22 protein-coding genes and 2 pseudogenes are annotated in these 23,622 nt (G+C 40.4%); 10 read left to right on the top strand and 14 right to left on the bottom strand.

Going from position 1 to position 23,622, the window contains the following annotated elements:
- Positions 1-85 precede the first annotated feature (85 nt).
- Genes OU683_RS01340 through OU683_RS01330 form a run of 3 tightly spaced genes read left to right on the top strand, consistent with a single transcriptional unit; the run spans position 86 to position 2,046 of the window.
- Positions 86-1,306 carry a hypothetical protein gene (locus tag OU683_RS01340; RefSeq protein ID WP_268134377.1) on the top strand — a complete coding sequence of 407 codons (1,221 nt, stop codon included), beginning with the start codon at positions 86-88 and terminating at the stop codon, positions 1,304-1,306.
- A gap of 51 nt (positions 1,307-1,357) precedes the next feature.
- Positions 1,358-1,585 carry a hypothetical protein gene (locus tag OU683_RS01335; protein WP_268134375.1) on the top strand — a complete coding sequence of 76 codons (228 nt, stop codon included), beginning with the start codon at positions 1,358-1,360 and terminating at the stop codon, positions 1,583-1,585.
- A 59-nt stretch (positions 1,586-1,644) separates the two neighbouring features.
- Positions 1,645-2,046, top strand: coding sequence for an endonuclease domain-containing protein (locus OU683_RS01330; RefSeq protein WP_268134374.1), 402 nt, complete (start codon positions 1,645-1,647; stop codon positions 2,044-2,046).
- Between the two features lie 526 nt (positions 2,047-2,572).
- Here OU683_RS01330 and OU683_RS01325 read toward each other — a convergent pair.
- The 3 genes from OU683_RS01325 to OU683_RS01315 form a co-directional block, all read right to left on the bottom strand.
- Positions 2,573-5,605, bottom strand: a complete 3,033-nt coding sequence (locus tag OU683_RS01325) for a DNA polymerase III subunit alpha (protein WP_268134372.1) — start codon at positions 5,603-5,605, stop codon at positions 2,573-2,575.
- A 361-nt stretch (positions 5,606-5,966) separates the two neighbouring features.
- Entirely contained in the window at positions 5,967-7,187 is a 1,221-nt protein-coding gene (gene dinB / locus OU683_RS01320; RefSeq protein WP_268134370.1) for a DNA polymerase IV, read from the bottom strand.
- A 167-nt stretch (positions 7,188-7,354) separates the two neighbouring features.
- Complete coding sequence (locus OU683_RS01315) at positions 7,355-9,028, bottom strand: hypothetical protein (RefSeq protein ID WP_268134368.1); 1,674 nt, start codon at positions 9,026-9,028, stop codon at positions 7,355-7,357.
- Between the two features lie 162 nt (positions 9,029-9,190).
- Between OU683_RS01315 and OU683_RS16575 the strand changes: the two genes are divergently transcribed.
- Positions 9,191-9,391 carry a helix-turn-helix domain-containing protein gene (locus OU683_RS16575; protein ID WP_442800844.1) on the top strand — a complete coding sequence of 67 codons (201 nt, stop codon included), beginning with the start codon at positions 9,191-9,193 and terminating at the stop codon, positions 9,389-9,391.
- A gap of 355 nt (positions 9,392-9,746) precedes the next feature.
- Here the strand turns inward: OU683_RS16575 and OU683_RS01310 are convergent, their stop codons facing one another.
- From OU683_RS01310 to OU683_RS01275, 8 genes and pseudogenes are all read right to left on the bottom strand, one after another.
- Positions 9,747-10,571 carry a hypothetical protein gene (locus OU683_RS01310; RefSeq protein ID WP_268134366.1) on the bottom strand — a complete coding sequence of 275 codons (825 nt, stop codon included), beginning with the start codon at positions 10,569-10,571 and terminating at the stop codon, positions 9,747-9,749.
- Positions 10,572-10,827: 256 nt separating this feature from the next.
- Positions 10,828-11,372: pseudogene (locus OU683_RS01305) on the bottom strand (DNA polymerase Y family protein); the annotation flags it as partial.
- A gap of 211 nt (positions 11,373-11,583) precedes the next feature.
- Positions 11,584-11,901 (bottom strand): type II toxin-antitoxin system RelE/ParE family toxin, encoded by a 318-nt coding sequence (locus OU683_RS01300; protein WP_228914190.1) that lies wholly within the window; start codon positions 11,899-11,901, stop codon positions 11,584-11,586.
- Positions 11,892-12,131 carry a hypothetical protein gene (locus tag OU683_RS01295; RefSeq protein WP_268134364.1) on the bottom strand — a complete coding sequence of 80 codons (240 nt, stop codon included), beginning with the start codon at positions 12,129-12,131 and terminating at the stop codon, positions 11,892-11,894. Before OU683_RS01295 ends, OU683_RS01300 begins: the two co-directional genes overlap by 10 nt.
- A gap of 124 nt (positions 12,132-12,255) precedes the next feature.
- Positions 12,256-12,408: pseudogene (locus OU683_RS01290) on the bottom strand (Y-family DNA polymerase); the annotation flags it as partial.
- Between the two features lie 241 nt (positions 12,409-12,649).
- Positions 12,650-13,015 (bottom strand): GerW family sporulation protein, encoded by a 366-nt coding sequence (locus OU683_RS01285; RefSeq protein ID WP_268134362.1) that lies wholly within the window; start codon positions 13,013-13,015, stop codon positions 12,650-12,652.
- A gap of 19 nt (positions 13,016-13,034) precedes the next feature.
- A complete protein-coding gene (locus tag OU683_RS01280; protein WP_268134360.1) occupies positions 13,035-13,265 on the bottom strand; it encodes a hypothetical protein in 231 nt (76 codons plus the stop codon).
- A gap of 47 nt (positions 13,266-13,312) precedes the next feature.
- Complete coding sequence (locus OU683_RS01275) at positions 13,313-13,540, bottom strand: hypothetical protein (RefSeq protein ID WP_268134358.1); 228 nt, start codon at positions 13,538-13,540, stop codon at positions 13,313-13,315.
- 489 nt (positions 13,541-14,029) lie between these two features.
- Here OU683_RS01275 and OU683_RS01270 point away from each other — a divergent pair, with 489 nt between their 5' ends.
- From OU683_RS01270 to OU683_RS01245, 6 genes are all read left to right on the top strand, one after another.
- Positions 14,030-14,395, top strand: coding sequence for a (deoxy)nucleoside triphosphate pyrophosphohydrolase (locus tag OU683_RS01270; protein ID WP_268134356.1), 366 nt, complete (start codon positions 14,030-14,032; stop codon positions 14,393-14,395).
- A complete protein-coding gene (locus tag OU683_RS01265; RefSeq protein WP_268134354.1) occupies positions 14,392-17,538 on the top strand; it encodes a DEAD/DEAH box helicase in 3,147 nt (1,048 codons plus the stop codon). The genes OU683_RS01270 and OU683_RS01265 overlap by 4 nt, the downstream gene beginning before the upstream one ends.
- Position 17,539: 1 nt before the next feature.
- Positions 17,540-18,520 (top strand): HNH endonuclease, encoded by a 981-nt coding sequence (locus tag OU683_RS01260; RefSeq protein ID WP_268134352.1) that lies wholly within the window; start codon positions 17,540-17,542, stop codon positions 18,518-18,520.
- Between the two features lie 310 nt (positions 18,521-18,830).
- Positions 18,831-19,139 (top strand): hypothetical protein, encoded by a 309-nt coding sequence (locus OU683_RS01255; protein ID WP_268134350.1) that lies wholly within the window; start codon positions 18,831-18,833, stop codon positions 19,137-19,139.
- Positions 19,140-19,393: 254 nt separating this feature from the next.
- Positions 19,394-20,167 (top strand): hypothetical protein, encoded by a 774-nt coding sequence (locus OU683_RS01250; protein ID WP_268134349.1) that lies wholly within the window; start codon positions 19,394-19,396, stop codon positions 20,165-20,167.
- 84 nt (positions 20,168-20,251) lie between these two features.
- Entirely contained in the window at positions 20,252-20,383 is a 132-nt protein-coding gene (locus tag OU683_RS01245) for a hypothetical protein (protein ID WP_268134347.1), read from the top strand.
- 145 nt (positions 20,384-20,528) lie between these two features.
- Here the strand turns inward: OU683_RS01245 and OU683_RS01240 are convergent, their stop codons facing one another.
- The 3 genes from OU683_RS01240 to OU683_RS01230 all read right to left on the bottom strand — a co-directional run bounded on the left by OU683_RS01240 (position 20,529) and on the right by OU683_RS01230 (position 23,468).
- The gene (locus OU683_RS01240; RefSeq protein ID WP_268134345.1) at positions 20,529-21,365 is read right to left on the bottom strand and encodes a DUF5602 domain-containing protein; all 837 of its coding nucleotides are present in this window, start codon (positions 21,363-21,365) and stop codon (positions 20,529-20,531) included.
- 184 nt (positions 21,366-21,549) lie between these two features.
- Positions 21,550-22,902, bottom strand: a complete 1,353-nt coding sequence (locus tag OU683_RS01235) for a vanadium-dependent haloperoxidase (protein ID WP_268134343.1) — start codon at positions 22,900-22,902, stop codon at positions 21,550-21,552.
- 416 nt (positions 22,903-23,318) lie between these two features.
- Positions 23,319-23,468: a hypothetical protein gene (locus tag OU683_RS01230; protein ID WP_326493538.1), complete on the bottom strand. Its 150-nt coding sequence runs from the start codon at positions 23,466-23,468 to the stop codon at positions 23,319-23,321.
- Positions 23,469-23,622: the final 154 nt, after the last annotated feature.

The raw sequence follows: 23,622 nt of genomic DNA, 5'->3' as shown, positions 1-23,622 counted from the left end.
AGGCAAAAAGCTGTTTTTATATTCCATTTTTTGGGGTGTTAAAAAGGCAGTTTTTTGCCTCCTCTCTTTTTCCTACTTTTAAAACATGATTGATCTTAAAAAGCACACCAACATTGCCCTTGGATATTTCTTCCTCGTAGGGCTGCTGGGAGTGTTCCTCCGGTTCTTTTTTGTTATTCCCATCCCTGCCAACTTCAGGTATGTTGTTCATTCCCATTCGCATATCGCATTGCTGGGTTGGGTATATATTGCCCTTACCACGCTTATCTATAAAATGTATTTTTCTGAAGCCGGCTTCGGAAAGATCTATAAACGTATTTTCTGGTTTACACAAATTACCTTAGTAGGAATGCTGGTCACATTTCCCTTCACAGGATATGCTCTTTTTTCGATCATATTTTCCACGCTCTTTCTCATTGCCTCCTATTTTATGGCCTGGTTTATCCTGAAGAAGACTCCGCCGCCCTTTAAAAACACCTATTCCTTTAAACTCATTAGAGCATCCCTGTGGTATATGGTTATCTCCAGTATTGGTCCCTGGGCCATAGGCGGTGTTATGGCCACTTTGGGTAATACCAGCATCTGGTACAAGTTGTCAATATATTTTTACCTGCATTTTCAATATAACGCATGGTTCATCCTCGCGCTCCTCGGAATTTTTTTCTACTTCATGGAACAGCAAAACCTAAAGCCTCAAAAAGAGGTTTTTAAAAGCTTCTTCTGGCACCTCAATGCTGCAGTGGTTCTTGGTTTTTTCCTGTCGGTTCTCTGGACAAAGCCGCATTGGATCTACTATGTTTTAGGTGGTTTGGGAGCAATCCTGCAAATCACTGCATTTGTGAAGTTTTGGAAGATCGTTATCCCTTTTTGGAAACGACTTCGTTTTTCTCCATTTTTTAAACTCCTGCTAAGCATAGCAGGGATTGTGCTCATCTTTAAGCTCCTGTTACAGCTTTTATCGGCTATTCCCTGGTTCGCCAATCTGGCTTTTAGCTTTCCCGATTTTGTCATAGGTTACCTGCACTGGGTTTTTTTGGGTGTCGTGACCATTTCCCTTCTTGCTTTCCTCTCTCACACCAGGCTCCTGCAACTTCCAAAATGGATTTTCTGGCTCTATTTTGCTGCCTTTCTTATGACCGAAACCCTTATTTTCTACAAAGGAACTGTGACCTGGCTTGAACTTCCGCTTTTTGGAGATTACTTTCGCCTGCTCGCCTACAGCAGCATTTTCCTGCCACTAAGCGCCTTTCTATTGCTCTTAAGGAATATCTTAACGAAAAGTCAAACTTCTGCTAAATTGGATTGATTTATTAGTCCGTTAACTCATTGTGCCGCCGTTCTTTGCTATCTTAATGATATGAGAATTTCAGCCCATTTTTATGTCATCGTTGCGACCCTTCTACTGGTCTCAGTAGCGGTAATGGTATTCTACAACGTTTCTTATGACATAGTCTTCTATACCGTAATATCCGGCCAGGCATGGTGGCTCCTTACCGTTTATAAGGTCATCACCGACAATTATTCTACAGAAAAAACCTTCGACGACTGGTACGAAGATCATCCTGTTGGGAAAGAGGAAATTTAGTAGGCAATTAGCAGTGCTTTAGTGCGCAGTTATTTTCCAATAAACCTAATATATTACCGATGAAAGATGATCTTTACCACCAGGATGGGATGTGGAAAGGAGCTCCTCCTGAAAACTTCGGAAGAGCGAAATTCCTTCGCAAAAATATGACTCCGGCTGAAATCCTTCTGTGGGAAAAACTTCAAAATCCTCCGTTTTCCCTTTATAAATTTCGTAGACAACATCCTGTTCAGTATTATATTGTCGATTTCTACAGCCATTCTTTGAGATTGGCTATTGAAGTAGATGGTAAATATCATGAAACTCTTGACCAAAATAAAAGGGATCTGGAAAGAACCGAAATTCTTAGATTGAACCATCTTAACCTCATAAGGTTTACTAATAAAAATATTTTAAATCACACTGATGATGTTCTGCAGGAAATTGAGGAGAAAATAGAATTAATAAAAAGTAACAGATAGGATAAATCCATTCCTTTCCCCCGACCCTAAAGCGAGGGAATGGATTTTAGCAGAATTCCCTTTTCTAACTGATGCTTTTTCAACTCTTTAGCCCCGATAGCTATCGGGAGGGAAAAACGAAAAAATAATCATCTTTCCAACCCATTCCTTTCCCCCGGCCCTAAAGGGAGGGAATGGATTTCAGTAGAATTCCCTTTTCTAACCGATGCTTTTTTCGGCTCCCTTTAGCCCCGATAACGATCGGGAGGGAAAAACGAAAAAATAATCATTATTCCAACCCGTTCCTTTCCCCCGACCCTAAAGGGAGGGAATGGATTTCAGTAGAATTCCCTTTTCTAACCGATGCTTTTTTCGGCTCCCTTTAGCCCCGATAACGATCGGGAGGGAAAAACGAAAAAATAATCATTATTCCAACCCGTTCCTTTCCCCCGACCCTAAAGGGAGGGAATGGTTTTTAGTAGAATTCCCTTTTGAAACCGATGCTTTTTTCGGCTCCCTTTAGGGTGGGGAAAAACGAAAAAAGCATCTACTTTAAGATCATCCCCTTCCCATCTTCCTTAAAAGAAATCTTCATCCTCGTACTGCTTAAATATCTTGGATCTCCTACTGTTTCCTGTCTTTCAAGCCATTCTATGTTGATGCATATATAATCCAGCTCCTCCACTACCTTTCCTTTACATAGATAGATCCCCTTGCTGTGCAGCGGAAACCGCTCTGCCGCCCGGGGGAATTGTACTGTATCGAAAATATAACCCGCACGGTCGTAGAAAGTCCCAAAGCACATGTACTGCCGGTTGATAGTGGGCGTACGTTTGGCGGTGATGAGATGCCCGTAGATCTCTATTGTTTTACCTATATGCTGTTTCAGATCTTTACCCATCACCACTCCCGGTCGTTTCAGCTTTTGATAGGCTTCAGGCCTGAGCAGTTTGAAGTGATCGTGCAAAGAAAATCCCAGCAGCTCCATCTGGTCATAGGCATCTATGAGCATGGAATGTGATAGTTCGGGCAGGTCGAAATCGCGGTGCGGCGGACGAAACAACAGGGTTTGTCCGCTGCGGGTGCGGGTGCGGTTGAGTTTGAAATAAGCTTTCCACAGCAGGTGATGTTTATCCACACCGGTGAAGCGGAAGGCATCAATCTTCAGCAGGATACTCAACTGTTCAATGGAGATGGGCACCCGGTCGATAAAGTCATCAAAAGATTTATAGCTTCCGAAGAAATTACGATCCTCCAGGATGCGCTGCACCACCTTTATCTCCAGCTCCTTGATGTAACCCAGCCCCAGGTAGATATCCTTTCCATAGATGACAGTGTGATGATCGCTTTTGTTGATACATGGCGGATGCACCCTTCCGCCGCACTTGCGTATCTCCTGGATGTAAGTTTCCACATCATAAAAACCACCGCCATTATTGAGACAGGCAACCATGAACTCCAGCGGAAAGTAAAATTTAAGATAAAGACTCTGGTAACTCTCCACGGCATAGGAGGCCGAATGTCCCTTCGGAAAAGCGTAGCCGGCAAAGGACATGATCTGTGTCCATACCTCTTCAATAAGTTCTTCGGAATATCCCTTCTCCCTGCAGTTGTTGCGGAATTTATCCTCCAGTTTTCGAAAATCCACCTCGTTTCGTTTTTTCCCGCTCATGCCACGGCGCAGAATATCGGCTTCCTCAAGGGAGAGGCCGGCGAAATAGTGGGCGATCTTGAGCACATCTTCCTGGTACACCATCACGCCATAAGTTTCAGAAAGAATTTCAGCTAAAACAGGATGCGCCTGTTTACGCCGGTTGGGATCGCGGTGGCGCTTAATGTACTCCTCTTTCATGCCGCCGTTGGAAACTCCCGGTCGTATGATGGAACTTGCCGCTACCAGCCCCAGGTAATCATTTGTTTGTAATTTCTGAAAAAGTCCGCGCATGGCAGGCGACTCCACATAGAACACGCCCATGCAGTCGCCCGTGCGCAGCAGGTTGTTAATGTTGGGATCATTCTTGAAAACCGAAATATTCTCCATGTCTTCAATTTCAGCTCCCGATTGATTCTCCCTAATGATCTCAATGGCATCGGTGATCTTGGAAAGGCCACGCTGGGCGAGGATATCAAATTTAAAAATGCCCACGTCTTCGGCGATATTCATATCAAACTGAATGGTCGCAAAGCCCTTGGGCGGCAAAAAAGTGGCGGCATATTGATGGATTGGCTCCTGTAAAATGGCAATTCCGCCGGAGTGTACACTCAGATAATTAGGAAATCCGGCGATCAATCCACTGTAGCGGAACACCAGTTTCTCCATCTCATCAATATCCTTAGGATCAAAATAGCCTGAAGAAAGCTTGTCGATCTCTGCTTTGGGTAACCCGAAAACTTTCCCCAGCTCCCTTATTACAGCCCGCCGCTTAAAAGTAACATAAGTAGCCAGCAACGCAGTATTCTTATATCTTCGGAAAATATAATTGGTCACATCCTGCCGGTCTTTCCAGGAGAAGTCGATATCAAAGTCGGGCGGCGAGTGACGGCTCGCATTGATAAAGCGCTCAAAATAAAGATTGAGTTCAATGGGATCTACATTGGTGATGCCAATGATGTAAGCCACCACCGAATTCGCCCCGCTGCCCCGGCCAATGAACGGGTAATTCTTCGATTTGGCATACTCCACGATATCGTGGTTGATTAAAAAGTAAGACACAAAACCCAGGCTAATGATCGCGTCCAGCTCCTTCTCTACCCGCACCAGAGTTTCGGAATTGGCGTTGGGATAACGGCGCGGCAGTTTTTTATAGCAAAGTGCCCTTAGCACTTCAGCATCTTCCTCTTTGCTGTTGCCAAAGATCTGCAGGTTTCGGTTTTGGCGGGCGCTGTCAAAACTAAAGTTGACCTCGCAGCCATCGATAAGGCGCTGCGTATTTTCAGGGATAAAAGGATAATCTGCAAAGGTTTCAAAAAGGGAATTTTCGGGTAACATTTTATGAGTGGGAGAGCCCTGTTCTACTTCGGGCAGCTGACTTAACAAAATGTTCTTATCAATGGCCCGCAGCAGGCGGTGAGCATTGTAATCTCTTTTATTCCGGAAGCTTACTGTTTGCAGCAGCACCAATTTATCCTGCAGCTGCAGGTACTTTGAGAATTTCAGTTTACGCAGGCTCTCCACGGAAATGCCAATAAACTCATCCTCCCTAAAATGCCATTTTTGGCACCTCATCACCTGCTCCAGCGGATAAATAAACCAGCAATCCTCCAGCAGCGGAGCTTCAGCAGCGAATTCCTTATCGTGGTGAAGGTGTGTAGAGAGGTGATCGTTGAGCTGCTTAAAACCATTATTATTCCGCGCCAGTCCCACATATTGCTGCTGCACCCCATTTCTAAAATCGATCCCGATAAGGGCCTTAAAATTATATTTTTGAGCCGTCTTCAAAAAGCTGAGGCAGGCCGAGGTGTTGTTGATATCGGTCACCGCCACTGCAGTTGCCTCATTCTCTTCCGCCAGGTCACACAGTTCCTTCTCTGGGAAAGTCCCGTAGCGAAGGGAGTAATAGGTGTGGTTGTTCAGATACATGTTTTGATCAAATTTTTATGAAAAGATCCAAGATCGCTGCGCTACAAGAATCAAGAACCAAGACTTTCTCCTGCCGTCACTTCGAGTGATTTTTTCTGAGCGCGAGCGAGGGAAAATTGTATCGAGAAGAAGGCCGGGCAGTCACTCCCTTGTTCCCGATACAAATCTGTCCCTGCTCACGCAGTTCCAGATTCACTCGAACTGACGGGGAGAATTACATCTCATCTTCAGATTTTCAAATCATCACATCTCCAAATTTCCTATTGGAATTTGGTGCCTGGATTTTGGAATTTCTTTTTTTCATCTTCAAATCAATTTTAAACCTTGAACTTTAAACCTTGAACCGCCCAAAGGGCGAAGATTAATTTTGTCTATGCGCATACAACATAGGTGGGGCGCCGTCGAAGGAGTTTTGTCTTCCGCCTATGCTGGTGCCGCCAATGGTCGATGCCCGCATCACGCTGTTCTCCCCAAACCTGTTCCTAATGCGGTCAATGGAATTATACAGGTCCAGCATTTCCTCGCTGTCATCAAAAAGATTGATCTGGTAATGCCCGCCTACGAGTCCGCCAAACTTCACTCCCACCAGCCTTATCAACAACCGCCGGTTGTACAGCTGCCTAAAGAGTTCTTCGATCTTGGGGATCAAAATATGATCGGCGCTGGTGTAGGGAATGCTCGCCTGTTTGGTATAGGTATTAAAATCTGAATACCGAATCTTCACACTTATATTCGACGTAAGCTTATCCCCGCGCCGCAGCTGGTACGCCAGGCTCTCGGTCATAGCGGTGAGGGTGGCATTTAACTGTACCATATCAATAGTGTCCCGGTGAAAAGTACGTTCGGCCGAGATAGATTTGCGCTCATGAAACGGAATGATAGGCACCTCATCGATCCCGTGCGCCCGTTTCCATATGATACGCCCGTTTTTGCCCAGCACACTTTCCATCATCTCCACCGGCATCTCCTGTATGGTCTTTATTTCCCGCACGCCCAGCCCCAGCAACGTCTGAAAGGTCTTGGCTCCTATCATTGGGATCTTACGCACAGACAGGGGTGCCAAGAATGACCTTTCGCCGCCGCTTTCTATGAGGATTTGATTATTAGGCTTGGCCTCGCCCGTGGCGATCTTTGACACCACTTTATTGCGGGAGAGGCCAAAGGAAATGGGGAGTCCGCTTTCGCGGATGATCTCCTTTCGCAGCTCGGTGGCAAACTGGTAGGTGCCAAAGAAGCGGTCCATACCCGTAAGATCGGCGTAGAATTCGTCGATACTCGCTTTCTCAAAAGCGGGCACTTTATTCTGTATGATCTCGGTTACCTCGTTGGAATATTTACTGTAAGTGGTGGTTTCTCCCTTGATAATAGTGGCGGCGGGACACAGCTGCCGGGCCACTTTCATCGCCATGCCCGAATGCACCCCGTACCGGCGCGTTTCATAACTACATGCCGCCACCACCCCGCGATCTCCCAAACCACCCACCAGCACCGGACGGTTATTAAGCTCGGGATGCAACTTGCGCTCTACAGACACGAAAAAAGTGTCCAGGTCGAGATGTAAGATAGCTTTATTCTTCTCCATTATTGGATAATTTCCTATTAATTGGAATATTTCCAAAATTATAAAAATAAGAGATTCCCTCCTGTTTGAAGAGCGTTAAAAAAAACTTTAAATAAATGATAGAATCTATAAATACAAAAGGAGCTAAATTTTTAGCTCCTTTTGTATTTATAAGTATGAATAGGAAATTAATCTACAGTAGCTCCAACCTTAACAGAGTCGGTACAACCATTTACAGTAGCCGTGTATGTGGTTGAAAAAAGACCTTGTGGAACAGTTCCATTATTAAATTTATCAACAATACTTTGAAGAGTAGGATTGAAAGTTCCATTTGTAGGAGCATCACTTTTTAAAAGGTTAGAAAACACATAGTTTCTCAAATCTACAGCTGTCCAGCCCTTAATATCAGTCACTCCAGCTTTATTTCTAACTGTAAGCTTTCCACTAAGATTATCTGCACCTAAAAACTCAGTGCAGCCATCAATAGTAGCTCCAATTTTTACTGAATCGGTACAACCATTTACAGTAGCAGTATATGTAATGGTAAAGAGACCTTGGGGAACAGTTCCATCATTAAATTTATCATGAAGACTTTGAAGTGTAGGACTGAAAACTCCATCCTCAGGAACACCACTTTCTAATAAATTGGCAAAAACGTAGTCTTCTAAATCCTGAACTGTCCAGCCCTTAATATCAGTCACTCCTGCTCTATTTCTTACAGTAAGCTCTCCACTAAGATTATCTTCCCCTAAAAACTCAGTACACGGCACCTTACCGTCAATAGTAGCTCCAATTTTAACAGAATCGGTACAACCATTTACAGTAGCAGTATATGTTGTGGTAAAGAGACCTTGTGGAACAGTTCCATCATTGAATCTATCATGAAGACTTTGAAGCGTAGGACTAAAAACTCCATCCTCAGGAACACCACTTTCTAATAAATTGGCAAAAACGTAATCTTCTAAATCCTGAACTGTCCAACCTTTAATATCCGTCACTCCTGCTTTATTTCTTACAGTAAGCTCTCCGCTAAGATTATCTTCACCTAAAAATTCAGTACAGGGCAACGGACTCTCTATGGTTGCTCCAATTTTCACAGAATCTGGACAACCATCTACCCTGGCGATGTATGTGGTGGTAAAGAGCCCCTGTGGAACCGTTCCATCATTAAATTTATCAACAATACTTTGGAGCGTTGGATCGAAAACTCCATTCTCAGGAACACCACTCTCTAATAAATTAGCAAACAAATAATTTTTCAAATCTTCAGCAGTCCAACCTGTAATATCAGTCACACTAAGCACTCCGCTAAGATTATCTTCCCCAAGAAACTCAGTGCAGGGCACACCATCTACGGTTGCTCCAACTCTAACAGAATCTGTACAACCATTTACACTAGCTGTATATGTAGTAGTGAATAGACCTTGTGGAACAGTTCCATTATTAAACTTATCAACAATACTTTGAAGGGTGGGACTAAAAACCCCATCCTGAGGAACACCACTTTCCAATAAGTTGGTAAACACATATTCTTTCAAATCTTCAACCGTCCATCCTTTAATATCAGTCACTCCCGCTTTATTCCTTACAGTAAGACTTCCAGTAAAGTTATCAGAACCCAAGAAATCAGTGCATTCCATAGTTGCATTGAGTTCTGAATCATTATTGGTATTTAATTCAAGCCCATCATCCTCAACAGAACAAGCCATAAACCAAAAGCTTAAAATGGCTAACATGTAAAAATTTTTCATAAATATTGTTTTTTTAAATTTACTTCGAAAGTATAAAATAGGAAATTGATAAACATTTATATAATTGTTAAATTTATATAGAGTTTCATTAAACTTTCTTTCATCTATCAAGTTGATTTCGTGAGGCTTAATTATTATTCATATTAATTCTATTAATGCATTTTACCCGTTGTGTAGATTATGGTTCATAAAATGGATTTCTTTTTATAAAAACCCATAGTGCCAAGGGACTTAAGCTATAAAAAATAAACATTCTTCGAGTTTAAGATTAAAGTGATATTAGAGATGAGAAGGAATTCTTTATCTTTCCAGGAGACTTGTGTGCTCTTCAAGATTCCTACTTTGGAAACTTTAGTCAAATGGGTAAAGATTTATGATGAGGAAGGGCCAGAAGGTTTGTCTAAGGAAAACCGAGGAAGATCTAAACCTATGCCTAAAACCAAAAAAACCTATGACGTGAGGAGCAACTCTTAGATGAGTTAGCTGAACTTAGAGCAGAAAATGTTTACCTAAAAAAGCTTCATACCTTAGTTCAATCAGAAAGAGCTAGAAGAAAAAACACAAATCATCCAGGGGTAACGGAAGTTACCGAGTTTAAAGTCAAAGACAAGAAGCTCTATTTTGAAAACTTCTTTGGAGACTCTTAAATCGGAACTGTATTATCTAAACCAATTAAAAACATGACAGAAAAAGACTTAACCTAAAAGAAATGAGCCCAATATAATATCGAGCTCATTCAGAAAATTTAATTTTTTTAACCCGTCCAATTTTTGGGAGTAGTCCAATTGGGGACTCCTGTTTAGAATTTGATAAAATCTCTAAAGACTAATTAATTGCTTTGACAACCTGCATTTTCACATATTACTGTTGCTCCAATAACTATAGAATCTTGACAATCACCTACAGTTACTGTATAAGTTGAGCTATGGAACCCGTACGGCACACTGCTTAAGTTGTCAAAAATATATTGAAGAGAAGGGTTGAAGTCTCCACCTTCAGGGGCGCCTTCCAATAATGTATCCCATACATAATTCTCAAAGTCTCCAAAAGTCCACCCTCTAATATCAGTCAATCCTTCTGTACCTGTCACTGTGAGCTCTTCACCAATATTATCCGGGCCTAAAAACTCGGTACATTCAACTTCACATTCCTGCACGGTATATTCAAAATATGCCCAATTCCCTTTATTATCTGCAGGAGTTCCAGCCCAAACACTATACGAATTGTCGTCTTTGAAAAATGTAGATTGAGAGGCAATGTAGAAACTTGCAGGATAATCAACCAAATCAAATTCAAAAGTGTGTCCTTCAGAATCGGGATTGTTTACCTTATAATGCATTTGGCCGGGAGGCAAATTTCCTGATCCCGATCCAGCAGTTGGAAAATCCACCAGGGAGTTGGCAATATGTAACTTTACATTATCCAATTCAAAACCCGGTTCTGGCAAGATCTTTATATATAAATTGTTCTCATCATTCGACACTTCTATACTCCCGGCTTCTCCAAAGTTATGGATAGTTGGCTCGCACCCGGTTGTATTCAAAACAGCATTTAATTCCTGAATTTCATTTTCATTAATATCCATTTCAACTTGGTCCACAGAACAAGCTGCAAAGTTTAATCCTAACATAGACAACAAGAAAATTCTTTTCATAATAGGTTGATTTTTATTTATTTAAACCGAAAGTAGTGAATCCAAAAAAATAAAACTACGTCCTGGAACAGTTTTCGATATAAGAATAAAAAGGTCGGTTAACTCCTACAATTTTCAGTTAATTCCTACAGTTTTAAGATTCATTTTGGAGGAATAAGTAATTTTAATAACCATTCAATTCTAGTTATTCTTTCTTTCCGAAAATTTATAAGGAATTGAAAAAGCTTTTTTTGAAGTTAGTTTTTAGAATTACGAAACGCACAGACAGGGGTGCCAAGAATGACCTTTCGCGGCCGCTTTCTATGAGGATTTGATTATTAGGCTTGGCCTCGCCCGTGGCGTGGCGATCTTTGACACCACTTTATTGCGGGAGAGGCCAAAGGAAATAGGAAGGCCGCTTTCACGAATGATCTCCTTTCGCAGCTCGGTGGCAAACTGGTAGGTGCCAAAGAAGCGGTCCATACCCGTAAGATCGGCGTAGAATTCGTCGATACTCGCTTTCTCAAAAGCGGGCACTTTATTCTGTATGATCTCGGTTACCTCGTTGGAATATTTACTGTAAGTGGTGGTTTCTCCCTTGATAATAGTGGCGGCGGGACACAGCTGCCGGGCCACTTTCATCGCCATGCCCGAGTGTACTCCATAGCGGCGCGTTTCATAACTACATGCCGCCACCACCCCGCGATCTCCCAAACCACCCACCAGCACCGGACGGTTATTAAGCTCGGGATGCAACTTGCGCTCTACAGACACGAAAAAAGTGTCCAGGTCGAGATGTAAGATAGCTTTATTCTTCTCCATTATTGGATAATTTCCTATTAATTGGAATATTTCCAAAATTAGAAATAATTGGAATAAGAAGAATAAAGCAAGCTGTTAAAAAGGAGAAAAATTCTTATAATTGAATTTAGACAATAAAAAACCAGCTTCTTTGAGGAAGGTTATCTACAAAAAATTATAGTAGAGAAAGATAAGGAGAGAAAAAAGAATTTCACCGGAATAGACAATTTCTCTATTCAGTTCTTTTTATTTTTCGTGGATTTTGTCGGGTATCAAAAACATCCAGTATTTCAATCCGGTCTTTCTGATAGTTGAGCAAATAAATAATTTTATAGCTTTTATAAATCAAATAACGGAATTCCCCAGAGCGTTCTCTAAGTAACTCCTCGATTTGACCAATTTCAGGCTGTGATTTTAATTTAAGAGTTTCATTATAGATTCCGTTTGTCAATTTTCGGGCAACCTGAGGACTTGCTTTTTCGGAATAATATTCAAAGATATTTTCAAATTCTCTAACTGCGAATTCAGTCCAATAGATGCCTAACTCCACTTTTTCATTCTGGCTTTTAAGTCGGAGGCCTCGACGAGTTTCCCGCTTCGGGAATCATCCATGGATTTGTCAATTCTTAAATTAAGTTCTTCTACACTCATGGGTTCGGCCTTATCTTGAACAGATTTATTTTCCTTCCGAAGAATATTCTCAAGTTGAATAATTATCTCTTCATTCTGAACTTTCAGAAATTCCCGCACAAATTCTTTTTTTCTTATTTCTAAATCCATAGTCATCAAGCTTTTATCAAAGGTACGAAATTAGGTTTTTCGAATAAATTTAATTAAAATTTTGAGCCGGGTAGGCTTGGCCCTGTTATGGGAATCTTGCGGACAGAAAGGGTGCCAATGAACGCCGCGTTTCATAACTACATGCCGCCACCACCCCGCGATCTCCCAAACCACCCACCAGCACCGGACGGTTATTAAGCTCGGGATGCAACCTGCGCTCTACAGACACGAAAAAAGTGTCCAGGTCGAGATGTAAAATAGCTTTATTCTTTTCCATTATTGGATAATTTCCTATTAATTGGAATATTTCCAATATTTATAAAAATAAGAGATTCCCTCCTGTTGAAAGAGCGTTAAAATGAAAGATAAAATTTTTAGTGACTGGGAATAAACAAGTTATAATCAAAAGCTTTGGAAGCTGTTCCCCCCAGACACCTTGAAAAACTGTCAAAGCGAGGACAGCAGGGTAATTGAGTACAGTAACTTCCTCAACCCCTGCATGAACAATCCACATCACCTTAAAGGTTCTCTTTTTTGTTGGCTTTTTCAGAGAGTTTTTCAATAAGATCGGGCACCTTTTCAAAAACAGCAGCCAGGCCGGTCTTTGCACCTGTTCCTAAAAAGGAGATCTCATCCCCTTTAGTTACCAGGAAGCCTATTGGCTGAATGTTCACTCCTGCACCGGCACCGCCACCCTGTCCTTTGCCTTTCTTGGGATCCTGTCCCTCACCGCCACCGGAACCAAAACCCATCCCCACCTTAATAACGGGTACACAGGTAAACTCTCCCAGTTTAAACTGTTGTCCAATGACAGTTTCTGTTTTCGCCTCCGATCTCATAAAATCGGTAATTCTGTCCAGTAATTCTTCAAATCTCAGTTCCATGATTAGTCATTTTAAAAGATTATTTGAAAAAGGCAAACAGCATCCTCATTAACCTGTTTCCTACTCTAATGCGAATCCCGTTTCTTCCTAAAAAATTTATACCTGTCGAAGCATCCTGTAGGTTTAAAAGATAAAAGACCGGGTAAAGCAATGCATTATGCCGGTAATTTCCTGTGTCAAGTTCCCACCTCAGCTCCCTCACCTTAAAAGACCGCAACACGTTAAAGATCCTCTCGGGCATCCTACTCATTTTTACTCCTCCTTTTTTCCTCTTCTTCCCGGGCTTCTCTTTCTTTTTTACAGATCTTTTTGCTCTAAGGGGATAAAAATTACCTTCAAAAAAAAAATCCTGTACCTCAAAAAGACCAGTTCCTCTGCATCGGAAATGAGGTTTACACCTCCCACTCCTCTATAGGTAAGGGAATACTCTGCTTTTTCGGTATCGATCACAAGAACGAGCGGTGTTAACAATAAAAAGAACAGGAAAGTCAACAACAGACCTAAAATAATGAGAAGCCAGATCATACATCCAATTTTAAGAACCTAAATCTCTGAATTACTGGCGCTTAAAAGGATGACTTTTATCAGGATCGCAAGAGTTTAACAAAGAATTAAATAAATCTTTTTGTGGAACCTGCTACCCGTTGCTTGTTTATAGATCCTGGTGTAAATCTGGTGACCTTTAAAGTGATTCCCTGCTGATTTATTCATTGAGAAGTAATTTTAGTGAACATCGCTTCTCGCGACAGAAAAGAGATCTTTAAAGATGGGCAGTGTAAGGTGCTAGCCTCATAAAACCCCACCGGAAAAGCTTAAGAAAAATGTTTGCTGATCTAGGGGTCACTAATTATTGATCATTAGTCATTGAAAAGCCACAGTGACACCAGTTAATGGGATCTGTGATCTTTTAATTCCCTTATAACAACTTTGGGAAAGAACTGTTAATAATGAGATTTTGCATCGCTACTCTTGTAAAGTATTTTCTTACTTTTATTGAAACAAATATTCATAAGGGTGATCCTAGTTACTTGTGCAATTATAGAACACCATGGAAAAATTCTCTGTGCACAAAGAAGTGAAAAGATGAACCTCCCACTTAAATGGGAATTTCCTGGAGGAAAGGTTGAAGAAAATGAAGATTTACAAACCTGTTTAAAAAGAGAAATAAAAATCAATGAACGTTTACCTTTTAATACTCACTCCTATTCAAATAATAAAGTAATTAAACTAATTCCATTTCGCTGTTCCCTACAAACATTTGAAATTGATTTAAAAGAACATTTAAAGGTTGAATGGGCATCTCCCACTGATTTGTCACGGTACGATTGGGCAGAAGCCGATATTCCTATTGTTCAAAATTATATTCAAAGTAGCCAATGAACCTCGAAACAGGACTCTACGAGCAGCTAATAAACAAACTGGTCGCCAATAAATTGGAATCCGTTGATTCTGAAAAATTTCACATCAGCGAAACCACTTTGGACAAAGAAGAAGCTTCGCAATATTTAAGTCTGTATTTAGCAGAAACAATAAGGTACGCTCTTAATGAAATTAAAGAAAAAGATCGGCCGATAAAACAAATTGAGCTTTCTAATAAGATAATACAACTCTTAGTCTCAGAATTAGGAAACGTAGAATTATCCGACAATCTACTGGAAAGCGAGGGTAAAATTTTGCAAGCGGTTTTTTCAAAACTCAATTTTCCCTTTTCAAGCTTAGAAGCGAGACTGAAGGAGATAACTCCTTATACTCGAATGAGCCAGAGTGAACTTTTCACCGGTAACAATGTTGGGATCTCATTGGAAAGTGAATTGAGGAAAGAAATTCTTTCTGCCGATGAAATCTACTGGTTAGTGTCTTTTATCAAGTACTCCGGAATTAGAATTTTCAAGAAGGAACTAGAGGAATTCACGAACAGTGGTAAAAGTTTAAAAATTATTACCACTTCCTATATGGGAGCTACAGATGTAAAGGCCATTGAATATTTATCTTCTTTACCAAATACAGAAATAAAGGTTTCATACAATTCCGAACATGAACGACTGCACGCCAAAGCTTACCTCTTTCTAAGAAATTCTGGTTTTCATACCGGCTACGTTGGCTCTTCAAACCTTTCCAGATCTGCTTTAACTAATGGCTTGGAATGGAACCTCAAAGTAACAACCCAAGAAATCGGTCATATAATTGATAAGTTTCAAAAGACTTTCGAAACTTATTGGGAAGATCCCGAGTTTGAACCATATCACAAAGGGAGAGATAGAGAAAAGCTGAGCAAGGCACTAAAGAGACAAAGTTCTTACGGATCAAATCAAATTACTACCTTTTTTGACTTAAAACCATATCCTTATCAAGAGGAAATACTGTCTAAGTTACAATCTGAAAGAGAAGTCCATCATAGAAATAAAAATTTATTGGTGGCAGCCACGGGAACTGGGAAAACCGTTATCTCAGCTTTTGACTTCAGGAGGTTCTATTTAGAAAATCCAAATGCAAATTTCCTGTTTGTTGCTCACCGGAAAGAGATTTTACAACAGGCGCAGATAACATTTCAGCATGTCTTGCGTGATTCGAATTATGGAGAACTGTGGGTTGATGGAAATGAGCCGGAAAAATATACTCAACTCTTCGCATCGGTTCAGACTTTGAACAATCACTTAAAGACTCTCGATTTAGGACTTGATTTTTATGATTACATAATAGTTGATGAAGTGCATCACATCAAGGCCGATAGCTACCGTCCAATTCTTAAAAGATTTGAACCCAAAATCCTTTTAGGCCTGACAGCAACGCCAGAAAGAATGGATGGAGGAGACATAGCAGAAGATTTTCATAACAAGATTGCTGCAGAAATTCGGCTACCAGAAGCTCTAAATCGTAAACTTCTAAGTCCCTTCCAATACTTCGCTCTTTCTGATACTATTGATTTATCAACAGTAAATTGGAGGAATGGGAAGTATGAGGTAAAAGAACTGACAAAGCTTTATACAGAAAATGACAGACGCGTATCAGATATCATCCGTAATTGTGAGGAATATTTGACAGATGTTCATGATGTACAAGCTATAGGATTTTGTGTGAGTCAAGAGCATGCCCGATACATGGCCGAGAAATTTACAATAGCTAAATTAAAAGCCAATTATTTAGTTAGCAGTAATAGCTCGGAGAGGGAGTTATTGAGAAATCAGCTCCTGAAAAAAGAAATTAATTATCTCTTCGTAGTAGATATTTTTAATGAAGGTGTAGATATTCCAAATATTGACACGGTCCTTTTTCTAAGACCTACAGAAAGTTTAACCGTTTTTCTTCAGCAATTAGGACGCGGACTTAGACTTGCTGAAAACAAAGATTGCTTAACTGTTTTGGACTTTGTGGGTAATGCTCGTCCAGAATACGATTTTGAACATAAATTCAGAGCCTTGGTGGGCAAAACACACACCTCAATCATAAAGGAAATAGAAGATGAATTTCCTCATTTACCTTTAGGTTGTTCTATTGTACTGGAGAAAAAAGCTAAGGAAGTTATTCTAAGAAACATCCGAGAGGCAACTGAATTCAGAAGACCACAGCTATTAATGAAAATTCAACAGTTTAAGCATCATTCGACCTTACCGCTTACACTGAACAACTTCTTAGAATTTCATCATCTTGAGATTCGCCAGATTTATAGAAAAGGAAGCTGGAAAAGACTATGTGCAGATGCAAAGGTAATTTCTGATTTTGATGAGCCTCAGGAAAAAGAACTAACGACTTGCATGCAGAAAAAGCTCATCCAGTGTAACTCGTTAAGCTATCTGCAATTCATTCGGAAAGTAATTTCTGAAAACACCAACCTCAATTTGCTTACTCAGGAGGAAAAAAATATGCTGTTAATGTTCCATTACGATGTTTGGCAAGAGGCAGGGACAAAATTAAATTTTTCAGATATAAATGACAGTATGACTTTGTTGAGAAAAAATAAGGTCATGCTTCAAGAGTTGCAAGAATTCGTTGAACATCAAATAGAAAAAATAGAATTTGTTGAAAAGGATATTCGATTAGGTTTTCCTTTCCCTTTAAAGCTCCACAGTAGATATAATAGAGAAGAAATTTTAGCTGCAATCGGAATGAGCACCTTCAGTAAAAAATCTTCTAACCGTGAAGGATCCGCTTTTAACAAGAAGCTAAACGTGGAGGCTTTATTCGTCACGCTTAAAAAGACCGAAAAAGAATATTCTCCAACAACGATGTATGAGGATTATGCTGTGAATAAAACCCTTTTTCACTGGCAATCACAGAATAGCATCTCTCCAAATTCACCAAAGGGAGAATCGTACATTCAACATAAAACGATTGGCAAGAAAATACTACTTTTTGTAAGGGAACAAAACGTGGATGAATATGGTTTTACAATGTCCTACACATTTTTGGGTGAGACAGAATTTATAAAATCAAAAGGTGCAAAACCTATGAGTGTAGAATGGAAACTTCTTGAACCCATGCCCTCTTACATTTTAAAAGAAAGTCAGAAATTAGCTGTTGGTTAGAATGACAGAAGAACTAATTATTAAATATTCCTCTCAATTCAAAAAATTGAGGCGTGGTCCAGTTAAAGATAAGGGTTTGGCACCTCATAAGCCAATTTTATTACTTTCTGTTATTCAACTAATCGCAAAAGGGATAATTAGTAGAAACCGCATTTTTATTACTCACGAGTTAATTCTTGCTTTTAAACAAAATTGGAAGATCTTGGTAGAAACAGATCATAACCCCAATTTTTCTCTTCCTTTTTTTCATTTGAAAAATGAGCCTTTCTGGTATTTAGTAACTAAACCTGGTAGGGAATTGATTCTCACGAGTTCAAAAAGTATTAAAAGCTTTAAAAATCTTAAAGAAACTATTGCATTTGCGGAAATTGACCGAGAACTATTTTTACTTCTTCAGGAAGTTCCAAACCAGTTATGGTTTGAACAACTACTATTAGAAAGATATTTTCCTAATTATAAATCTGCATACCTAAGGCCTGATAGAAATTACGAAGAGGAAAATATCGAAAATGAAATTTTAAATGAACCGAAGGAAGCATATCAAACCCATATTCAACGGTTGAGAGAAACTTTAGAAGAAGATGAATATGAAGAGGAATTATTTGTTCGTGGGGGATTATTTAAAAAAACCATTCCTAAAATTTATAGCCACACCTGCTGTATTACAGGAATGAAAATACAATCTTCACATAACCTTCAAATGATAGATGCTTGTCATATTTACCCCTTTAGTTTATCTGGAGATGATACCGTCACAAATGGTATTGCACTATCACCTACCATGCATCGCGCTTTTGATAGAGGCCTGCTGACGATAAATTCGAATTTTTTGGTGAGGGTTTCTCCATCTATTCAAGAAGAAAAATCGAGATTTACTCTTTCACAATTTGAAGGAAAGCAAATAATTCTCCCTGAAAAGGAAAAATATTACCCTTCACAGGAATCTTTGAGCTGGCACAATAAAGAAGTTTTTCTGCTTTAAAAGGATACTATGAATATTGTAAACCAACTTGATGTGCAATATCTTAGTTCGTCAAGAACGATTGAAAAAATTCAAATTACAGATTATCTTAAAACATATATTTGCTTTGTATATAATTACGAAGGATATCATTTCAGATTATTTGAAAGTGAAATAGCTTTAAATTCATTTTTCCAACAAAACAAAGAGCCACAATTCGAATTTTATTCTGAGAGAGAATTAGATGAATTTCTCACCAACCAATATCAAATATTTTAATTCTTTAACCTAGTATAAAAAATTCCTGGTAACTTCTCATGAAAAATAGGTCATGCAAAAGAGTAATATTTCATTTCAGTTTTTACACCGTGATGAGGGGAATTACAAAATCTTTGGAGAAGTAATATTTGATAATAGTGAAGGTCTAACTCCTCAACAAGCAGAGGAAATTTTACGTAAAAAACTTATTGATTCGGAGTTCTTCTATCCATCAGAAAATCAAATTTCTCTGTTTCCAGAACATTCGGGAAATCTTTACTTTTCAGATTGGTATGAATTCCAAAGGTTTTCTTTAACCATTGAAGACCCAACCGATCCTCGCAGTTTAAGCACCTTTTTACGCCAATTCTCTAGTCTTTAATCCTGAATTCAATCCTTAAATTCCATTCCTTAACCATCATCGAGAACAACCTCATCTCCGGTTTGTTACACGACTTAAACTTCTTAATTCATCAATCCAACTTCAAATCCTTCCGACTAAACCTTGCGAATCGCTCACGCCATTTTTAACCAACATTTCACTTTTCCTACAATTCATGATGCGCTTATAATCAGTAAATTAAGAAACAAGCCTCCCGGTTTCCCGGGCGGGTAAAACTTAATTCCCTATGCATTATGAAACCTTTGTATTTCCTGATCTTGCTGGTTCCATTCCTGGCATTTTCACAAGACGATGACCCAAGCTCTTACTTACTGCACGAAAATGTGCTGCTGACGCCTGTTCCTACAAGCCTCTCCGAATTCCGGGAAGGGCTTAAGGAACATAATGAAGAATTTCATTCCGAAGAATCCTATGGTGCAAGGATGTATTATATCTCCAGCGGTCCCAACACGGGAAGTTATATGTGGGTGATGGGCCCTTTCCCCTGGAGTGCGCTGGATGAGCCCCGGGAAGACCGCAAAGAGCATGATGAAGACTGGGAAAAGAATGTGCAGCCTTACCTTTTACCCAACTCGCATACCTCCTACTGGCGCTATCATCCAGAAATGTCTGCTTTCTCCGAAGATTTTGAGCTGGACAAGCTGCTGGTGCGTTACTACAACATCAAGACCTTTGAGAAAGAGCGTATGATAAAACTTTTAGACATGGTAGGTCTGGTGATGAAGGAAAAATTCCCGGAGATCAATTATACTGCCTACACTAATATTTTCCCCTCCGAAAAGGAAGGCAGGGATATAGCACTGGTGTTTTTCTTTAATGAATATTCCTGGCTGGGCCAGGATCCCGATTTTAGAAAAGCCTATGAGGAGATCTATGGCAGTGAAGGGCTGGCAGAATTTATTTCAATATGGCAGGAGGTAAACCAGGGAGAAGAATCGGAGATCTGGATCTTTGACCCCGAACTAAGCGGAATCGGCAATAGTGTTGAAATTCAGGAGCAGGATTAATCTTCCAGTCGCCTTTGCATGGCAGGGCATCTTTACGGAAACAGGCTCCCCATAAAATTGCATTCTCAGAATCCAAAATAAAAAATGAAGGCCGAACTCCTCCAGCGGCAGATTCCCTCCCTCGGCGATACTTTGGGCGTAATGGAGCTGAAAAAGCAGAACGGAATGTACATGATTAAAAGAGATCTTATTCCTGGCAAAAATGTGCCGGAATAAAAAAAGTTTAAGGTTTAATGAAAAAAATAAACCTGCAGGTTTAAGTAAAGATCTTGCAGGTTTATTTTATGTTTCTACTGTAATTTCTGATCACTGACCACTAATCTCTTTTACTATTCCTTTTTTATTGTTAACTGATCATTGCCTAGTCATACCACACCATATCTCCCATGCTAATCACGTAGTCCTTGTGCCTGGCATCATAATACATCTTATAGGTAGTAGGATAATAACCGCTTCTCTCAAATTCATCCGGCTGGGCGATGGCAAAGTCTGTCCCATCTGCATGGTTCACCAGGTAATCTACTGTGATCATAGGTTCCATAAAGATAAAACTGTTATCATAACTGCCGTAGATGAACGTATGGGTAAAAGGAAAAGGTTCATCCAATCTCGTCCAGTGAACCCCCATATTGGGAACCAGTTGAGCGAATGCAGGCACAAATGGTGGCGGTGGCGCATAGTTTGCGGGCCAATAGACCTCATCGGGATAATCCACTCCTTTTTCGGGATCTGTGATGTCCATCTTGTAATCCCGGCTCACCATGTAAAAATGTACATCAAAGTGCTCTTCTTCATAGAGGGGAAAAGGCTCATGCCCGCCGGGATTCCAGTTAAGGTCTACATGGTCAAAAGCGAGACCCTCCATTTTGTTGGGTAGATCCAGGCTAATGATCTCATGGGTTAGTGGCAGGTCTTCCAGGACTTTTTCTGAAATACGAACCCCTATCTCCACGGGAATTCCGTCACGGGTCATGGTGACCATGGTGCGCACTACTCCGCCGTTGAAGGGCTCAGCCGGACCGTAAAAGGTGCTCGTCTTAGAATCTGCCGGATTATTGGCGCGGCTTTGAAGATCCAAAGAGGAATCCATATTCTCCGGCACAGCTTCTTTTTCACAGCCTGTAAACAGCACGAAAAATAGAAAAGGGAGTAGGTAGGAAAAGAATTGGGGTGACAAAGGAAGAATGTTCTTATTCATAATTCAATTTATTAATTAGTAATTCATTCATTTTTAGAGGACGATCTGCCCGCCAGATCAATACTGAGAGAGAAAAAGTCTTCGGGATCATTTTCATTTTCCCCTTTGGCGTTCAGAATATGCTTAACTGGTGGAATTGATCCGCAGCTCTTGCTACGGATCAATTCACTTTATTGTTTTGATCCTATTTTTTAAATTCTATTTCATTGATCAATTCTCCCACTGCTATACCTATTTCCTCTCCAACATCAACAGAAAGCTGGTAATTAAGTCCGCTGTGCGTCCTGCTTAGGGCGTTAGCCTCTATCATTTCGTCAAAGGAATCATAGTAAAAAACACCATACAATTCCTCCTGGGTTGTATCCTCAAAGGCATAATCACTTCCAAAATAGGCTTCAAGAACCTCAAGGGCCGCGACGGTCACCCCGGTGGTTGCAGGATATGAAGGATGCTGCGGCGCCGGATATACACCTTGCCAGGAAGTGTATCCTAAGACACCATGAATATAGGTTACCGGTCTTAGGAGTTCATACTCAAACTTTGCATTGAATATTGCAACAATGGCATCAAAAATGGCAATTCCCTCCTTCGCCAAAAGCACCGAGGCTTCTTCCAGATTCACATTTTCCTCATCAATGAGATCTGCAGTAAGCTTCATCATATGCGAAGGCCGGTTAAGATTTACACCCAAAATATCTCTCCAGGCCTGGATGATGAGCAGCTCTTCTGAAGTTAGATCCTGAGTGATCTCGTATACCGCCATGTTCATTTGATAGAATTCAGATGCAGGGTCTGTGGAATAAGGAGGTGGTGGCCCCGGCATTACTGTTTCTGCAATATTTGGAATAAAGGTCCTTAGATCACCCTGGCAAGCCCCGGCAGCCGGAAAGTACATGGGAGGGGTAGGAACCCATGTTCCGGGCTCTCCCGAAGGAACATAGGGAGGACAAGGGGTAAAGGTTCCGTCTGTCTTACTCCAGTTATAGACCATTTCTGCTACATACGTCCCAAATTCGGCAGATCTTTCAAGTTGTTCCGCACTTATACTTTCCAGAAATTCCTCGTTGAGCTGTTCTTCCAGTTCGTTTATAGCCGCAAGATTAGCCGGTTGCGGGAAATCCTGTAGCAGGCTCCTTGATATTTCAGCAAGGGCAGCATTGGCACTTGCAGGCCAGTAGTAGTCTTTTGGTTTACCATCAAACACTATAATTTCCCCACTCATTTGGGAAAATACAGATTGATAGGAAGGCATTCCCGGCAGGACCGATTCATATAGAGCAAGGCCGGAATAGGCAAAGATCCTGGCGCTTTGCGGATTAAAATAAGGCGTGTTCTGGTTAAGATCGGCCAACAAATTATACCATGCAGTTGCCACATCGGCATCATACTGTTTGGTATGCCTTAGAGCCCGGTTTTCGACCCTTGCCTCAAGATCATACCCCTCAAGAACCTCTGTTTCCAGTGCTTCTTTTTCACACCCGGTAGCTATTAAAAATAACGCCAATACCAGGGACCAACATAAATTTGTAGTTTTCATGCTCGTTAGTATTAATTAAATAATTTTTAAGCCTTTGGCCTGTGATAAAAAATTGGGGGATAATAAAGAGGGGAGCAAATCTTTCCGGAAAGCTGTCACGAATCAAACCATAAATGTAAATTAAAATTTTGATGCTAATTACCTGACATTTAATATTTTAGATGGGTGAAAACACCCAATTATTAGCGCTGAATGATCTCTAAAAGAAGAATTGGATATATGAATTCAGCCTCTGGAATGTATGCAGGGCGACTTAATGCTTATTTTTTGGAGATATAGAAAAAAAGCCACCTCAAGGGCAGCTTTTATTAAAATGTTTGATCTATTTAGTCATACCGCATCATATCTCCCACGCTAATCACATCAACCTTATGTTAGGCACAGTTACACTTTCTTATAACGTGGAATTTTAATCCCTAAACCGTCATCGAGAATAACCTGGTTTCAGGCTTGCTTCTTTGTAGCAGCAGGTCAAATGCCATACAAATATTCCTTACAAAAGGCCGTCCCGATTCTTTGACAATGAGTTTCTCATCTCCGAATTCCAGGAGACCGTCGGCTTCCATTTCCTTCAGGTTGATGAGTACTTCAGAACATTTGATTTTGTATTCTTCTTAGGAAGTTTCCAGTTGCACATAGTATCTATCTAAGCAAAAGGACGCCGAGCGGCTTTACCTTTTTCTACAACATTAACTGAACTTATGGAGGTTATTGTTACGT

Origin of the sequence: Salinimicrobium sp. TH3, from assembly GCF_026676115.1 — a bacterium.
Classification (GTDB): domain Bacteria; phylum Bacteroidota; class Bacteroidia; order Flavobacteriales; family Flavobacteriaceae; genus Salinimicrobium.
This window is presented reverse-complemented; position numbering and strand designations above follow the sequence as displayed.

Excerpts from the sequence above, each read along its gene's own strand:
- OU683_RS01340 (WP_268134377.1), top strand. The coding sequence starts at position 86 with ATGATTGATCTTAAAAAGCACACCAACATTGCCCTTGGATATTTCTTC.
- OU683_RS01335 (WP_268134375.1), top strand. The coding sequence starts at position 1,358 with ATGAGAATTTCAGCCCATTTTTATGTCATCGTTGCGACCCTTCTACTG.
- OU683_RS01330 (WP_268134374.1), top strand. The coding sequence starts at position 1,645 with ATGAAAGATGATCTTTACCACCAGGATGGGATGTGGAAAGGAGCTCCT.
- OU683_RS01325 (WP_268134372.1), bottom strand. The coding sequence starts at position 5,605 with ATGTATCTGAACAACCACACCTATTACTCCCTTCGCTACGGGACTTTC.
- dinB (WP_268134370.1), bottom strand. The coding sequence starts at position 7,187 with ATGGAGAAGAATAAAGCTATCTTACATCTCGACCTGGACACTTTTTTC.
- OU683_RS01310 (WP_268134366.1), bottom strand. The coding sequence starts at position 10,571 with ATGAAAAGAATTTTCTTGTTGTCTATGTTAGGATTAAACTTTGCAGCT.
- OU683_RS01295 (WP_268134364.1), bottom strand. The coding sequence starts at position 12,131 with ATGGATTTAGAAATAAGAAAAAAAGAATTTGTGCGGGAATTTCTGAAA.
- OU683_RS01285 (WP_268134362.1), bottom strand. The coding sequence starts at position 13,015 with ATGGAACTGAGATTTGAAGAATTACTGGACAGAATTACCGATTTTATG.
- OU683_RS01280 (WP_268134360.1), bottom strand. The coding sequence starts at position 13,265 with ATGAGTAGGATGCCCGAGAGGATCTTTAACGTGTTGCGGTCTTTTAAG.
- OU683_RS01275 (WP_268134358.1), bottom strand. The coding sequence starts at position 13,540 with ATGATCTGGCTTCTCATTATTTTAGGTCTGTTGTTGACTTTCCTGTTC.
- OU683_RS01265 (WP_268134354.1), top strand. The coding sequence starts at position 14,392 with ATGAACCTCGAAACAGGACTCTACGAGCAGCTAATAAACAAACTGGTC.
- OU683_RS01260 (WP_268134352.1), top strand. The coding sequence starts at position 17,540 with ATGACAGAAGAACTAATTATTAAATATTCCTCTCAATTCAAAAAATTG.
- OU683_RS01255 (WP_268134350.1), top strand. The coding sequence starts at position 18,831 with ATGCAAAAGAGTAATATTTCATTTCAGTTTTTACACCGTGATGAGGGG.
- OU683_RS01250 (WP_268134349.1), top strand. The coding sequence starts at position 19,394 with ATGAAACCTTTGTATTTCCTGATCTTGCTGGTTCCATTCCTGGCATTT.
- OU683_RS01245 (WP_268134347.1), top strand. The coding sequence starts at position 20,252 with ATGAAGGCCGAACTCCTCCAGCGGCAGATTCCCTCCCTCGGCGATACT.
- OU683_RS01240 (WP_268134345.1), bottom strand. The coding sequence starts at position 21,365 with ATGAATAAGAACATTCTTCCTTTGTCACCCCAATTCTTTTCCTACCTA.
- OU683_RS01235 (WP_268134343.1), bottom strand. The coding sequence starts at position 22,902 with ATGAAAACTACAAATTTATGTTGGTCCCTGGTATTGGCGTTATTTTTA.
- OU683_RS01230 (WP_326493538.1), bottom strand. The coding sequence starts at position 23,468 with ATGGAAGCCGACGGTCTCCTGGAATTCGGAGATGAGAAACTCATTGTC.